The following is a 14,172-nucleotide window of genomic DNA, read 5'->3' on the forward strand; positions in this document are numbered from 1 at the left end:
TCAGGCCCGCCGGTAGACGGGCGGGCGCTTCTCCGCGAAGGCCCGGGAGCCCTCTTTGGCGTCTGCGGTGTCGAAGACCGGCCAGCCGCGGGCGAGTTCGGCCGCCAGCCCGTCGGTCTCGGTCATCTCGGCGGTGTCGTAGACGGAGGCCTTGACGGCCTCGACGGCGAGCGGTCCGCAGCCGTTGATCAGTTCGGCGATCTCCAGGGCCTTGTCGCGTGCGGTCCCCTCGGGCACGACATGGCCGATCAGGCCGATGCGTTCGGCCTCGCGTGCGGGGTAGGGCCGTCCTGTGAGCAGCATCTCCAGGGCGTGGGTGCGGGGGATCTGGCGGGCGAGACGGACGGTGGAGCCGCCGATGGGGAAGAGTCCGCGGCGGACCTCGAAGAGCCCGAAGGTGGCGCTCTCACCGGCGACCCGGATGTCGGTGCCCTGGAGGATCTCCGTCCCGCCCGCGACGCAGTGCCCCTCGACGGCGGCGATCACGGGTTTGCGGGGGCGGTGGTGCCGCAGCATCGCTTTCCAGTGCAGGTCCGGGTCGGCGCGCAGCCGGTCGCGGTACTGCTCGCCGGCCATCCCGTCGCCCGCGAGGGCCTTGAGGTCCATTCCGGCGCAGAAGGTGCCGCCGGCGCCGGTGAGGACGATGGAGCGGATCCCGTCGTCCTCGTCGGCGGCGAGCCAGCCGTCGTACAGGCCCACCAGCATCGGCAGCGAGAGCGCGTTCTTCGCCTCCGGCCGGTTGAGAGTGAGCACCAGTGTCGCGCCGATGCGCTCCACCGCCAGATGTTCCGTACCACCCATGTTCCGTCCTCCCGTCTCACGACGAGAACAGGTTGCAGTAGCCGCACAGCGACTTCAAGGCTTTTCTGACAGACAGTCAGATTTCTTGTCCGTGGCCCTTCCCTGCTCCTCGCGGCGGCGCTCTAATGACCGCCTAGGGGGTGTCTCTTCGGTCTCCGTGGATCAGCCTGCGGTGCCTGGTGCCGTGCATCGCAAGGCGGAGCGTCTCCCGCGGACTGGGCGTCCGTGGGTGATGCGACAACGCCGCGAGGTGCGGTGCCAGGCGCCGCAGGCCCACGGAGATCGGAGAGACACCCCCTAGCCGACGCCCGCCCGGTCTGGAGGAGACGTGGAGTACAACCTTGCCGACCTCTTCGAGTCGATCGTCGACACGGTCCCCGACCGCGAGGCGCTGGTGTACGTCGACCATCCCGGGAGCGGCGCCGAGCGGCGGCTGACGTACGCGGAGCTGGACCGCGCGGCCAACCGCCTGGCCCATCACCTGAGCGACCACGGCATCGGCCCCGGCCGGCACGTCGGACTGCACCTCTACAACGGCATCGAATACCTCCAGGCCGCCTACGCCTGCCTGAAGATCCGCGCCGTCCCGGTCAACGTCAACTACCGCTACGTGGAAGAGGAGTTGGCCTACCTCTACCGGGACGCCGACCTGGCGGCGCTGGTCTTCGACGCGGAGTTCACCGCGCGGGTGGCCGCCGCCCTCCCCCAGGCACCCGGGCTACGGCATCTCGTACGGGTCGGCACCCCGCCCGACGGCGCCCCCGAGCCCCGGATCGCCCCCGTCGCGCTCGCGGACGCCGAGGCCGCCGGTTCTCCCGCCCGCGGATTCGTCCCGCGCTCCGCCGACGACCGGATCGTCATCTACACCGGCGGCACCACCGGTCTGCCCAAGGGCGTGATGTGGCGCCACGAGGACATCTTCTTCTCCGGTATGGGCGGCGGGGCACCGACCGGTGAACCGGTCAAACGGCCCCAGGAGCTGGCCGAGCGGGTCGCGGCCGGGGGCGACGGCCTGGTCTTCTTCCCCACTCCCCCGCTGATGCACGGCACCTCCACCCTCACCGCGTTCATCGCCTTCCACTTCGGCCAGAAGGTCGTCATCCACCGCAAGTACGTGCCCGAGGAGGTGCTGCGGACCATCGAACGGGAGCGGGTCACCAGCGTTTCCCTGGTCGGCGACGCGATGCTGCGCCCGCTCGTCGATGCGCTCGGCGGGCCGCTCAAGGACACCGACTGCTCCTCGCTGTTCAGCGTCAGCAGCTCCGGCGCGATCCTCTCCGAGACCGTACGCGCCCAGTTCAGCGCGCTGGTCCCGCACGTCATGCTGCTCAACAACTTCGGCTCCTCCGAATCCGGGTTCAACGGCACCGCCACCGAGGACTCGGGCCCGGACAAGGGCTTCCGGCTGCGGGTCAACTCCCGTACGGCAGTGGTGGATCCGGCCACCTACGAGCCGGTCCCGGCCGGTGAGGTGGGACGGATCGCCCTGCGCGGGCATGTCCCGCTGGGCTACTACAACGACCCCAAGAAGACCGCGGAGACCTTCTTCGAGGCGCACGGGGACCGATGGGTGCTGCTGGGCGATATGGCCACCGTCGACGAGGGGGGCATCGTCACCGTCCTCGGCCGGGGCTCGCAGTGCATCAACTCCGGTGGCGAGAAGATCTATCCGGAGGAGGTCGAGCAGGCGCTGAAGGCACATCCGGACGTCTATGACGCGCTGGTCGCGGGGGTGCCGGACGAGCGGTGGGGCCAGCGCGTCGCCGCCGTGGTCCAGCTCCGTACCGGGGCGGCGGAGCCGGCCCTGGCGGACATCCAGCTCCACTGCCGGACGCGGCTGGCGGGCTACAAGATTCCGCGCGCCGTGGTCTTCACCGACCACATCCGGCGTTCGCCCAGCGGCAAGGCGGACTACCGCTGGGCGAAGGCGGTGGCAGCGGGCGAGCGGACGGCCTGAGCCGGGCGGCCGCGCCCTGCCGGGGCCTCAGCCTCCGCCGCAGACCGACCGCAGCGAGCGGGCCAGTGCGCCCGTGTGCAGACCGTCCAGCTGCCGCTCATGGCGTACCCGCACGGCGGCCGCGGTCAGCAGCGGAGCGCAGTACGGCGCCGAGCGGGCATACGGGGAGCCGGCGATGGCCCGCACCAGCTCGCCGTTGATGCGGTTGATCTCCTTCCGCACCTCACCCAGGTCGGGCCGCTCGGTCGGCGCCCGGCCGGGGTCCGCCTCCCACGCACGGTGCAGCCCCCGCTGCACGACCTTGCTGGCCTCGATCTGGTCCCGGAAGATCCGCACCGTGACCGCCGGATCGGCCCCCAGCTCGCGGGCCTGGTCCGCCACGGCCCGCAGCACCTCCCGCTCCCGGGCCGGGTCGTCGACCGGGTCGCCGGTGCCCCATTTCGCCGCGGCCACCAGATCGCCGGTGGCCAGCCGCTCCGCGGACAGTGCGGCGAGCGGCCGGAGTTGACCGTACGGGGAGTGCACGGTGGCCGGTGCGCCGACCGCGGCCGACGGGGCGGCGGGTGCCGCGACGGCCCCGGCGGCGCCGGTGAACAGGGCGGTCGCGGCGGCACCGGCGACCAGGGCACTCCGTAGCGAGGTGGTCAGCTGCACGGTCGGCCTCTCTCGAACCTCAGGCACCCCGGCGGGACTGCGGGGTGGCGTACGGCGGCGAGCCCAGGGGGAACGAGAGCGCCGCGGCCCGCCGACCGCGCGGCGGGCTACGGGCGGGGCGCCAGGAACGAGTTGACCGCCGCGAGGAACTCGCCGGGGCGCTCCTCGTGGACGAGATGACCGGCGCCCTCCACCGTCACCAGACGGGCATCGGGGAGCCGCTCGACCAGCTCGTCGAGGTGTCCCTGCGGAATATGGCTGGTCTCGCCGCCGCCGATGACCAGGGTCGGCGCGGCGATCTTCTCCAGCGCCTCCCACCACACGGGGTCGGGCGCATTGCGCTCCGCCACCACCGCGACCTCGGCCTGCCAGTCGAACGGCTGCGGGCCGGCCGGCTGCTCCGGCACCTCCTGCGGCGGGTCGGCGGGCAGCGGCGGGGGCACCTCTTCCAGCACCAGCCGGTCCACCAGCTCCGGGCGCTCCGCGGCCACCAGCAGGGCGGCCAGCGCGCCCAGCGAGTGCCCGATGAGGGTCACCCGCTCCAGACCGAGTGCCTGGAGGAAGCCGATCACATCGTCCCGCCACCGCGCGGAGCCGTAGTCGCCCGGCCAGTCGCTGTGGCCGTGGCCGCGCTGATCGAGGGCGAAGACACGGTGGGTGCCGGCGAGCCGGCCGACCACTCCGCGCCAGTCCTCGCCGTCCTCACCGAGGCAGTGCAGCAGCACGGCCGGGGGCGCGTCCTCCTCTCCCCACACCCGGTATGCCAGCTGGACCTCACCGACCTGCACTTTCTGGACGTCACTCATGCGCTGGACGCTACCCGCGAGCCGGCTGCGCCACGCCCCTTGACGTGTTCGCCGCGCGCTGATTACTTGGATCAGCATGCAGCTACCGAATGATCGGTAGGGAAACCGAGGCGGTGAACCCCATGCCGGAAGCGGCTACGGGCAGTGAGACGTTCGACGAGGTGGAACGGCTCTCCGGGGACGCGTTGCGCGCGCTGCAACTGACCCGGCTGCGCGCCTCGTTGCAGCATGCCTATGACCACATCCCGTTCTACCGGGAGTCCTTCGACCGGGCCGGGGTGCATCCGCAGGACTGCCGCTCGCTCGGCGATCTCGCCCGTTTCCCGTTCACCGTCAAGGACGATCTGCGCGCCCAGTACCCCTTCGGGATGTTCGCCGTCCCCAAGGCGGAGGTGCGCCGCATCCATGCCTCCAGCGGCACCACCGGCCGCCCGACGGTCGTGGGCTACACCGAGCGCGATCTGTCGCACTGGGCGGATGTGGTCGCCCGTTCTCTGTACGCGGCCGGCGGCCGGCCCGGTCACACCGTCCATATCGCGTACGGATACGGGCTGTTCACCGGCGGGCTGGGCGCGCACTACGGCGCGGAGCGGCTCGGCTGCACGGTCGTCCCGGCGTCCGGCGGGATGACCGGCCGGCAGGTGCAGATCATCCAGGACTTCCGCCCCGAGATCATCATGGTCACGCCCTCGTACATGCTCACCCTGCTGGACGAGTTCGAGCGGCAGGGCATCGATCCCCGGACGACCTCGCTGAAGGTGGGTGTCTTCGGCGCCGAGCCCTGGACACAGGCGATGCGCCGCGAGATCGAGGAGCGGTTCGCGATCGACGCCGTGGACATCTACGGCCTGTCGGAGGTCATGGGCCCGGGCGTCGCCCAGGAGTGTGTGGATACCAAGGACGGGCTGCACATCTGGGAGGACCACTTCTACCCGGAGGTGGTCGATCCGCTCACCGGCGAGGTGCTGCCGGACGGTGCGCACGGGGAGCTGGTGTTCACCTCGCTCACCAAGGAAGCGATGCCGGTCGTCCGCTACCGCACCCGGGATCTGACCCGGCTGCTGCCCGGCACCGCCCGCCCCGCCTTCCGCCGGATGGAGAAGATCACCGGACGCAGCGACGACATGATCATTCTGCGGGGGGTCAATCTCTTCCCCGCACAGATCGAGGAGATCGTGCTGCGTACCCCCGGCGTCGCCCCGCACTTCCAGCTCAGGCTGACCCGGGAGGGCCGGATGGACCGGCTGACCGTGCGCGCCGAGGCCCGGCCGGATGCGACCCCTGAGGCACGCACGGCAGCCGCCGGGCTGATCGCGCACAGCGTCAAGGAGGGCATCGGGGTCTCGGTCGCGGTCGAGATCGTCGACCCGGAGACGCTGGAGCGCTCGGTCGGCAAGATCAAGCGCATTGTGGACGCCCGGCCGCGGGACACCGCCTGACGGCCGCCGGCCGTCCGCAGCCGTCTGCGGCAGGGCCGTTCAGGTCATCATCGGGTCCCCCTTGATCAGGGCGAACGGGGCTCCTGCCGGGTCCTTGACCATGGCCAGCCGGCCGACGCCAGGGGCATCGGTGGGCGGGATCAGTACCGTGGCGCCCTGGCCGGTGGCCGCGGCGAAGGTGGCGTCACAGTCGGTCACACCGAAATACGGGTGCCACTCCGAGGTCGAACCGGCCTTCAGGTTCTCCTCCGGCAGCTGCATGATGCCGCCCTGCCCCGAGTCGTCGCCCTCGCCGCCGCCCGGTGCGGAGACGACCGAGTAGATGAGACCGCCGCCCATCGGCATGTCCTGGTGGTCCCAGGAGAAGACGGAGCGGTAGAAGTCCTTGGCCGCGGCCGCGTCGGTGGTGTACAGCTCCGTCCAGCACAGCGTGTTCGGCTCCATCACCCGCTCCAGGCCCTGGACGTCGCCCGGCTGCCAGACGGCGAAGTCGGCGCCCGCCGGGTCGGTGAAGGCGGCCAGCCGGCCGGCGGTGAAGACATCCATCGGCGGGACCCGCACCGAGCCGCCGGCCTGCTGCACCGTCTTGGCGGTGGCGTCCGCGTCGGAGGTCTGGAAGTACACGGTCCAGGCGGAGCGGGCGCCCTCGTCCATCAGGGGGCCGATGGCGCCGACCGTCTCGCCGCCGAGCTGGAAGAAACCGTATCCGCCGGCATCCGGGCCGGCCGACCGGAAGCTCCAGCCGAACACGGCGGAGTAGAAGGAGACGGCGGCGTCGATGTCGGGGGCTCCCAGGTCGAGCCAGTTCGGGGTGCCCGGGACATAGTTGGTGGTCAGCATGGAGGACCTCCGTTGCACGGATCGTGACGTGCACGGCGGTGTGCGCGCCATTTCTCAGCATGTCAGCGGGCACTGACAGCCGCCCTTCACACACACCGCGCCGGGCCCGGCTCAGGGCCCGCCTCAGGGTGCGCCGAACCGGGCCCGCAGCTCGCGCTTGAGGACCTTGCCGCTGGCGTTGCGCGGCAGCGCGTCCACGAACATCACCCGTTTGGGCGCCTTGAACGGTGCCAGGCGGGCGCGGGCCGCCTCGATCAGCTCCCGCTCCCCCACCTCGTCGCCACCGCCCGCGCTGTCCGCGCGCCGTACGACCACCGCGGTCACCGCCTCGATCCAGCGCTCGTCCGGCAGCCCGATGACGGCGACCTCGGCCACCTGCGGATGCTCGTAGAGCACATCCTCCACCTGGCGCGAGGCGACCAGTACGCCACCGGAGTTGATGACGTCCTTGACCCGGTCGACCACCGTGAAATAGCCCTCCGCGTCGCGGACGGCGAGATCACCGGAGTGGAACCAGCCGCCCCGGAACGCCTCGGCGGTCTCCTCCGGCTTGTCCCAGTAGCCGGTGCACAGCTGGGGTGACCGGTAGACGACCTCACCCCGGGTGCCGTCGGGTACCTCCCGGCCCTCCTCGTCCACCACCCGTGCCTCGACGAACAGCACCGGGCGCCCGCAGGAGTCCATCCGGCCCTCGTGTTCCCCGGGGCCGAGCACGGTGGCCAGCGGCCCGATCTCGCTCTGCCCGAAGCAGTTGTAGAAGGCGAGGCCGGGCAGCCGGGCGCGGAGCCGCTCCAGGACCGGAACCGGCATGATCGAGGCCCCGTAGTAGGCCTTGCGCAGCCCGCTCAGCTCCCGGACGGTGAAATCGGGGTGGTTCGCCAGCGCGATCCACACGGTCGGCGGGGCGAACAGGCTGTCGGCCAGGCCCGCTTCCACCAGGTCGAAGATCCGGCCCGGGTCGGGCCCGTCCAGGATGGTGTTCTCCGCGCCCACCGCCAGATACGGCAGCAGGAACACATGCATCTGCGCGGAGTGGTAGAGCGGCAGCGAGTGCACCGGCCGGTCCGTCTCCTTCAGGTCGAGGGCGACGACGGCGCTGGTGTACTCGTGTACCAGGGCGCGGTGCGTCATCATCGCGCCCTTGGGCAGCGCGGTGGTTCCGGAGGTGTAGAGGAGCTGCACGAGGGCGTCGTCGGGCACCTCGGTGACCAGGTCCGCGGCGCCGGGCCCCGCCGGCCCCGGCCCGGTGCCCGCGGGCGCTTCCCGGGCCGCGAGCCGCTCCAGCAGCCCGCCGGGCGCCCCGTAGAGGGGCATGGTGCGTACGGAATCCGGCAGCCGGTGCGCGAGCGCGGCGTCGGTGAGCACCAGCGCGCTGCCCGACTGGTCCAAGAGGTAGCGCAGATCCTCGCCGGTCAGGCTGTGGTTGACCGGAACGTGCACCAGTCCGGCGCGGGCGCAGGCCAGAAAGCCGATCAGATACGCATCGGAGTTGTGCCCGTAGGAGGCGACCCGGTCGCCGGGCTCCAGGCCGTCCGCCAGCAGCACCCGGGCCGCGGCGGTCACCGCCTCGTCCAGCTCGCGATAGGTCCAGGACCGGTCCGCGTACCGCACCGCGGTCCGTCCGGGCACCCGGCGGGCGCTGCGTCGCAGGACTCCGTCGACCGTATTGCTCCGCGCTTGCGTCATGGCGCGATCCTGGGCCGCACCCCCCTCCGGGTCAAGGCACCCGGCGGAGTCCGCCGCCGGCGGCCGGCCCCCCGGAGGGTGGACCGGCCGCCGTCAGCCGCGGCGGGCACGCGGGGTGCACGGTTACAGGGCGCGCTCCCTGCCCTCCCAGTACGGGTCACGCAGCCGGCGCTTGTAGAGCTTGCCGTTGGGGTCGCGCGGCATGACGGCGATGAAGTCGAGCGACTTGGGCCGCTTGTAGCCCGCCAGCTGCTGGGCGCAGTGGGCCAGGATCTCCGCGGCCAGTCCGGGCGACGGAGGATGGCCCTCGGCGGGTTCGACGACGGCCTTGACCTCCTCGCCCCAGTCGTCGTGCGGGATGCCGAAGGCGGCCGCGTCGGCCACCGCGGGGTGGCTGAGCAGGGCGGATTCGATCTCGGCGGGGTAGATGTTCACCCCGCCCGAGATGATCATGTCGATCTTGCGGTCACGGAGGAAGAGATAGCCGTCCTCGTCGAGATAGCCCAGGTCGCCGACGGTGAAGAAGTCACCGATCCGGTTCTTCCGGGTCTTGCCCTCGTCCTTGTGGTAGCGGAAGCCGCCGGTGCTCATCTTCAGGTAGACGGTGCCGAGTTCGCCCGCGGGCAGCCGGTTGCCGTCGTCGTCGAAGACGGCAAGTTCGCTGATCGGCCAGGCCTTGCCGACCGTCCCGGGCTTCTTCAGCCAGTCCTCGGCGGTCGCGAAGGCACCGCCGCCCTCGCTCGCCGCGTAGTACTCCTCGACGCAGTCGCCCCACCAGTCGATCATCGCGCGTTTGACGTGGTCGGGGCAGGGCGCGGCGCCATGGATGGCGTGCCGCATCGCGCTCACGTCGTACGCCGCACGGGTCTCTTCCGGCAGCGCGAGCAGTCGGTGGAACTGGGTCGGCACCATATGGGTGTGGGTGCAGCGCTGCTCGTCCATCAGGGCCAGCATGCGCTGCGGTGTCCACTTGTCCATCACGACGAGGCGGTGGCCGATGTGCAGTGAGGCACCGGCGAACTGCAGCACGGCCGTGTGGTAGAGCGGTGAGCAGACCAGGTGGACGTTGTCGTCGAACGGCTTGATGCCGAAGATGGCGAGGAAGCCGCCGAGGTAGGAGTCCTCGGGCGGGGTGCCGGGCAGCGGGCGGCGGATGCCGCGCGGGCGTCCGGTGGTGCCCGAGGTGTAGTTCATGACCCAGCCCAGGGTGCGGTCGGCGGGCGCCGACTCCGGCTGCCCGTCGAGGAGTTGCCCGTACGGCCGGAAGCCGTCGATGTGACCGGCGGCGTAGCGCTGGGACGCGGGCAGCTCCGCCTCGTCCGCGGCCTGCCGGGCCGCCTGCGCGAACCGCTCGTGCGCGATCAGCACCTTCGCCCCGGAGTCGGCCACGATCCAGGCGATCTCCGGGCCGACCAGATGGTGGTTGACGGGGACGAGGTAGAAACCGGCCTGGGACGCGGCGAGGTAGGCGGTGAAGAACTCGACGCCGTTGGGGAGGACCACGGCGAAGGCGTCGCCGCGCTCCAGGCCCGCCGCGCGCAGCCCGTGGACCAGCTGGTTGCTCGCGGCGTGCAGCCGGCCCGCGGTCCACTCCTCGCCGTCCGGGGTGATCAGGACCGTCCGGTCCGGGTCGGCGGCGGCCTGCGCCCAGAAGCCGTTGGGCGGTGGGGAGTCCTTGCTCATTCCGCTGTCCTCCTCGGGTTCACGCGCGTCCGGCGATGCGGTTGATCCGGTCGATGGCCCGCTCGAAGCCGCGGGTCAGCTCGTCGAAGACGGCCTGTACGCTGCGCTCGCTGTTCATCCGGCCGACGATCTGGCCGACCGGGGTACCCAGCAGCGGCTCGACCTCGTGCCGCTGGATACGGGAGTTGGCCTCGGCGACCAGCAGGCCCTGCAGCGGCATGGGCAGGGGGCCGGGGCCGCTCGGGTCGTCCCAGGCGTCGGTCCACGCGGTGCGCAGCTGACGGGCGGGTTTGCCGGTCAGGGCGCGGGAGCGGACGGTGTCCCCGGGGCCCGCGGCGAGCAGTTTCGCGGTCAGCCGCCGGGAGTGCAGCTGGGCCTCCTCGGTGGTCAGCCAGAGCGAGCCCAGCCAGACGCCCTGTGCGCCGAGGGCGAGCCCGGCGGCGATCTGCTCCCCGGTGCCGATGCCGCCCGCGGCGAGCACCGGCAGCGGGTCGACGGCAGCCACCACCTCCGGGGTGAGCACCATGGTGGCGATCTCGCCGGTGTGCCCGCCGGCCTCGTACCCCTGGGCGACGACGATGTCGATGCCGGCGGCCTTGTGGTGCAGGGCGTGCCGGGGGCTGCCGGCCAGCGCGGCGACGAGGACGCCGTGCGCGTGGGCGCGCTCGATGACATCGGCCGGCGGCGACCCGAGGGCGTTGGCCAGCAGCTTGATCGGGTAGTCGAAGGCCACATCGAGCTGGGTGCGGGCGACCTCCTCCATCCACCCGGTGATCCGCCAGCCGGACGCCTCGCCCTCCGCGAGCCGCGGTACCCGGTGTTTTTCGAGCAGTTCGGCGACGAAGCGGCGGTGCCCCTCTGGGATCATCGCTTCGACCTCGGCCTCGCTGACGCCTGCCACCTTCTTGGCGGGCATCACCACATCGAGCCCGTACGGCAGCCCGTCGGTGTGCTCCTGCATCCAGTCGAGGTCACGCGCCAGTTCGTCCGGCGCGGTGTACCGGACCGCCCCGAGCACTCCGAACCCGCCGGCCCGCGTGATCGCCGCGGCGACCGCGGGGAAGGGGGTGAACCCGAAGACGGCGTGCTCGGCTCCCAGCGTGTTGCTCAGCTCCGTCTGCATGGGCGCAGGATGCCGCAGCGGGCCGTACGAGGGAAGAGATTTTCTGATGCCTCGTCAGAAACTTGCGTCGGGTCGTTCCGTCGCCCCGGAACGGCCCCCGCCCCTCACCCCTCCTCCAGCACCGCCATCGCCGCGTTGTGGCCCGGGATACCGCTCACTCCCCCGCCGCGTACCGCGCCCGCGCCGCACAGGAGGACGTTGGCATGCGTGGTCGCCACCCCCCAGCGGGCCGGGGCGGTGCCCTCGGCGGCGTCATCCGCCGGCTCCGCGTACGGAAAGGCCAGGTCGCGGTGGAAGATGTTGCCGCCGGGCAGGCCCAGTTCACGGTCCAGGTCGAGGGGGGATCTGGCCTCGATGCAGGGGCGGCCGTCGGCGTCGTGGGCCAGGCAGCCGGCGAGGGGTTCGGCGAGGTGGGTGTCCAGCTCGGCGAGGGTGGCCGCCAGGAGGCGGTCGCGGGTGGCGTCGTTGTCGGCGGTGAACAGCCGCGCGGGGGCGTGCAGCCCGAACAGGGTGAGCGTCTGGTAGCCCTGGCGGACCAGGTCGGCGCCGAGGATGGAGGGGTCGGTGAGGGAGTGGCAGTAGATCTCGGAGGGCGGGGAGACGGGCAGACCGCCGGACGCGGCCTGCTGGTAGGCGTCCTCCAGCTGGCGGTAGCCCTCGGCGATGTGGAAGGTGCCGGAGAAGGCCTCCCGCGGGTCCACGCCGGTGTCCCGTAGCCGCGGCAGCCGGGTGAGCAGCATATTGACCTTGAGCTGGGCACCCTCGGCGGGTGGCGGCGGAGCCTCGCCCAGGAGGCGGGCCAGCTCCCGCGGGGCGGCGTTGACGAGGACCCGGCGGGCGCCGACGGTGCCCTGGTCGCAGGTCACCTCCGCGCTGTGGCCGTCCGTCGCGATACCGGTCACCGCGCAGTCGGTGACGATCTCCGCCCCGGCCCGGCGGGCGGCGTCGGCCAGGGCGTCGGTGAGGGCGCCCATCCCGCCGATGGGGACGTCCCAGTCGCCGGTGCCGCCGCCGATCACGTGGTAGAGGAAGCAGCGGTTCTGGCGCAGCGACGGGTCATGAGCACCGGCGAAGGTGCCGATCAGGGCGTCGGTGAGCACCACTCCGCGGACCAGGTCGTCGGTGAAGGTCTCCTCGACCAGCTCGCCCAGGGGGCGTTCGAACAGCGCGTACCAGAGGGCGTCGTCGTCGACCGTGGCGCGCAGCGCGGCGCGCGAGGGGAGCGGCCCGGTCAGGGTGGGGAAGACCCGTTCGGCCAGCCGCTGGGTACTTCCGTAGAAGCGCTGCCAGGCGGTGAACTCACGGTCGGAGCCGGTGAGTTCGGCGAACGCGGTACGGGTCCGGGCCTCGCCGCCGCCGACGAGGAGCCCGGTGGGGCGGCCGTCGCGTACGGCGGGGGTGTAGGAGGAGACGGTGCGTTTGCGGACCGCGAACCGCAGCCCGAGATCCTGCACGATCTTCGGCGGCAGCAGGCTGACGAGGTAGGAGTAACGGGACAGCCGGGCATCGACCCCGGCGAACGCCCGGGTCGACACGGCGGCACCACCGGTGTGGTCCAGCCGCTCCAGCACCAGCACGCTGCGTCCTGCGCGTGCGAGATAGGCGGCGGCCACCAGTCCGTTGTGCCCGCCACCGACGATGACCGCGTCATACGAAGTCCGTTCCGGCATGCCCCTTGGTAGCACGCGATGATCCCGGTCGCCAGGTGCAGGCGGCTGAAACCTTCGCCCAGGTCGGTGCGGCTTCTTGACCGGGCCGGGGGCTGCTCCTAGCGTCCGGCCGTGCTCCGCCCCGGCACCGCTCCTGCCGTCCGCTCCGCAGGCCGTCCCGCCCACCCGTGAGGTGACCCGTGCCCCATCCGTCGGTACCCCGCATCGGCCGCACCTTCGCCGGACTGACCGCCGTCGCCGCCTGCTCGGCCGGGCTGCTGGCGGCCCCCGCGCCCGCCTCCGCCACCCCCGATCCGGCCCGCGCGCCCGGCGCCCCGCGCCCCGCCGGGGCGTATCCGAATCTGGCGCCGCGCCCCCCGATGGGCTGGAACAACTGGTCGTACTACATGTGCGACCTCGACGAGAAGGTCGTCCTCGACAATGCGCGGGCCCTGGTCCGCACGGGGCTGGCCCGCAAGGGCTACCGCACCGTCACCGTCGACGACTGCTGGATGAGCAGACAGCGCGACGACCGCGGCCGGCTGGTGGCGGACCGGACGAAGTTCCCGCACGGTATGGCCCACCTCGGGGAGCAGCTGCACCGGATGGGGCTGAAGTTCGGGATCTACGCGGACGTCGGCACGCTCACCTGTGAGAAGTACCCGGGCAGCCTGGGGCACTTCCAGCAGGACGCGGAGCAGTTCGCCCGCTGGAAGGTGGACTACGTCAAAGCGGACGGCTGCAATGTGCCGGTGACGCCGGGGCACGGCAAGGAGGCGGCCTACCGGGATCTGTACGGACAGCTGAGCCGTGCGCTCCGTGCCACCGGCCGGCCGATGACCTTCTCCGTGTCGGCACCGGCCTATTTCCAGTTCGACGGGGACAGCGTCTGGCACCGGGTCATGGGCTGGTCGGCCGAGGTCGGCAACCTGTGGCGGACCGGCCGGGACGTGGCCCTGGAGAAGAGCACACCTGCCGCGAAGTGGGCCTCCATCGTCTACAACTTCCGCTACAACTCCCGCCTGGCCGGCCTCCAGCGTCCCGGGCGCTGGAACGATCCGGACTTTCTGCTGGCCGGGGCGGCGGGGCTGACGCGGCATGAGACGCAGAGCCAGATGTCGCTGTGGGCGATGATGGCCGCACCGCTGATCTCCAGTACGGATGTGGGCGAGCTGTCCCCCGCGGCGCGCAAGGTGCTCGGGAACGAGCAGGTCATCGCCGTCGACCAGGATCCGCTCGGCGTCCAGGGGCGCGTCGTCGCGCAGGACGACGGCTCGGCGGTGCTGTCCAAGCCGCTCAAGAACGGCGACCGGGCGGTCGCCCTGTTCAACTCGGGCGGCAGCCCGCGCACCCTGTCCGTCTCCGCCGGCGCGGCCGGTCTGGCGAAGTCCGGCACCTACGAGCTGCACAATCTGGTCACCGGCCGCCGTACGCACAGTGAGGGGAACATCGTGGCGCGGGAGGTGCCGCCGCACAGCACCGTGCTCTACCGGGTCACTCCGCACTGACCCCGGGCCGGCGGGGTGCCGGCCGG

The 14,172-nt window shown here is 72.0% G+C and carries 11 protein-coding genes; 3 read left to right on the forward strand and 8 right to left on the reverse strand.

Annotation, left to right across the window (positions count from 1 at the left end; genetic code table 11):
• Nucleotides 1-801, reverse strand: coding sequence for a crotonase/enoyl-CoA hydratase family protein (locus tag NUT86_RS06555; RefSeq protein WP_274734065.1), 801 nt, complete (start codon nucleotides 799-801; stop codon nucleotides 1-3).
• A gap of 328 nt (nucleotides 802-1,129) precedes the next feature.
• Here NUT86_RS06555 and NUT86_RS06560 point away from each other — a divergent pair, with 328 nt between their 5' ends.
• On the forward strand, nucleotides 1,130-2,758 hold the full coding sequence (locus tag NUT86_RS06560) for an acyl-CoA synthetase (RefSeq protein ID WP_274734067.1): 1,629 nt from the start codon (nucleotides 1,130-1,132) through the stop codon (nucleotides 2,756-2,758).
• Between the two features lie 27 nt (nucleotides 2,759-2,785).
• On the opposite strand, the gene aroQ is transcribed toward NUT86_RS06560, so the two are convergent.
• Nucleotides 2,786-3,412 carry a gamma subclass chorismate mutase AroQ gene (gene aroQ, locus NUT86_RS06565; protein ID WP_274734069.1) on the reverse strand — a complete coding sequence of 209 codons (627 nt, stop codon included), beginning with the start codon at nucleotides 3,410-3,412 and terminating at the stop codon, nucleotides 2,786-2,788.
• Nucleotides 3,413-3,519: 107 nt separating this feature from the next.
• The gene (locus NUT86_RS06570) at nucleotides 3,520-4,218 is read right to left on the reverse strand and encodes an alpha/beta fold hydrolase (RefSeq protein ID WP_274734070.1); all 699 of its coding nucleotides are present in this window, start codon (nucleotides 4,216-4,218) and stop codon (nucleotides 3,520-3,522) included.
• 122 nt (nucleotides 4,219-4,340) lie between these two features.
• Here NUT86_RS06570 and paaK point away from each other — a divergent pair, with 122 nt between their 5' ends.
• Nucleotides 4,341-5,657 carry a phenylacetate--CoA ligase PaaK gene (paaK, locus tag NUT86_RS06575; protein WP_274734072.1) on the forward strand — a complete coding sequence of 439 codons (1,317 nt, stop codon included), beginning with the start codon at nucleotides 4,341-4,343 and terminating at the stop codon, nucleotides 5,655-5,657.
• A 39-nt stretch (nucleotides 5,658-5,696) separates the two neighbouring features.
• On the opposite strand, the gene NUT86_RS06580 is transcribed toward paaK, so the two are convergent.
• From NUT86_RS06580 to NUT86_RS06600, 5 genes are all read right to left on the reverse strand, one after another.
• Nucleotides 5,697-6,497 carry a VOC family protein gene (locus tag NUT86_RS06580; protein ID WP_274734074.1) on the reverse strand — a complete coding sequence of 267 codons (801 nt, stop codon included), beginning with the start codon at nucleotides 6,495-6,497 and terminating at the stop codon, nucleotides 5,697-5,699.
• 123 nt (nucleotides 6,498-6,620) lie between these two features.
• Nucleotides 6,621-8,183, reverse strand: coding sequence for an acyl-CoA synthetase (locus tag NUT86_RS06585; protein WP_159490644.1), 1,563 nt, complete (start codon nucleotides 8,181-8,183; stop codon nucleotides 6,621-6,623).
• A gap of 123 nt (nucleotides 8,184-8,306) precedes the next feature.
• Nucleotides 8,307-9,866, reverse strand: a complete 1,560-nt coding sequence (locus NUT86_RS06590; RefSeq protein WP_159490642.1) for an acyl-CoA synthetase — start codon at nucleotides 9,864-9,866, stop codon at nucleotides 8,307-8,309.
• A 19-nt stretch (nucleotides 9,867-9,885) separates the two neighbouring features.
• Nucleotides 9,886-10,989 carry an NAD(P)H-dependent flavin oxidoreductase gene (locus tag NUT86_RS06595; protein WP_159490641.1) on the reverse strand — a complete coding sequence of 368 codons (1,104 nt, stop codon included), beginning with the start codon at nucleotides 10,987-10,989 and terminating at the stop codon, nucleotides 9,886-9,888.
• Between the two features lie 104 nt (nucleotides 10,990-11,093).
• Entirely contained in the window at nucleotides 11,094-12,659 is a 1,566-nt protein-coding gene (locus tag NUT86_RS06600; protein ID WP_274734078.1) for a phytoene desaturase family protein, read from the reverse strand.
• 179 nt (nucleotides 12,660-12,838) lie between these two features.
• Here NUT86_RS06600 and NUT86_RS06605 point away from each other — a divergent pair, with 179 nt between their 5' ends.
• Nucleotides 12,839-14,146 carry a glycoside hydrolase family 27 protein gene (locus NUT86_RS06605; protein WP_274734080.1) on the forward strand — a complete coding sequence of 436 codons (1,308 nt, stop codon included), beginning with the start codon at nucleotides 12,839-12,841 and terminating at the stop codon, nucleotides 14,144-14,146.
• Nucleotides 14,147-14,172: the final 26 nt, after the last annotated feature.

The organism is Streptomyces sp. G7(2002) (assembly GCF_028870195.1).
Lineage (GTDB): Bacteria > Actinomycetota > Actinomycetes > Streptomycetales > Streptomycetaceae > Streptomyces > Streptomyces nigrescens.

Bases quoted from the DNA above. Each gene is read 5' to 3' on its own strand.
- NUT86_RS06555 (WP_274734065.1), bottom strand. From the start codon at position 801: ATGGGTGGTACGGAACATCTGGCGGTGGAGCGCATCGGCGCGACACTG.
- NUT86_RS06570 (WP_274734070.1), bottom strand. From the start codon at position 4,218: ATGAGTGACGTCCAGAAAGTGCAGGTCGGTGAGGTCCAGCTGGCATAC.
- paaK (WP_274734072.1), top strand. From the start codon at position 4,341: ATGCCGGAAGCGGCTACGGGCAGTGAGACGTTCGACGAGGTGGAACGG.
- NUT86_RS06580 (WP_274734074.1), bottom strand. From the start codon at position 6,497: ATGCTGACCACCAACTATGTCCCGGGCACCCCGAACTGGCTCGACCTG.
- NUT86_RS06585 (WP_159490644.1), bottom strand. From the start codon at position 8,183: ATGACGCAAGCGCGGAGCAATACGGTCGACGGAGTCCTGCGACGCAGC.
- NUT86_RS06590 (WP_159490642.1), bottom strand. From the start codon at position 9,866: ATGAGCAAGGACTCCCCACCGCCCAACGGCTTCTGGGCGCAGGCCGCC.
- NUT86_RS06595 (WP_159490641.1), bottom strand. From the start codon at position 10,989: ATGCAGACGGAGCTGAGCAACACGCTGGGAGCCGAGCACGCCGTCTTC.
- NUT86_RS06600 (WP_274734078.1), bottom strand. From the start codon at position 12,659: ATGCCGGAACGGACTTCGTATGACGCGGTCATCGTCGGTGGCGGGCAC.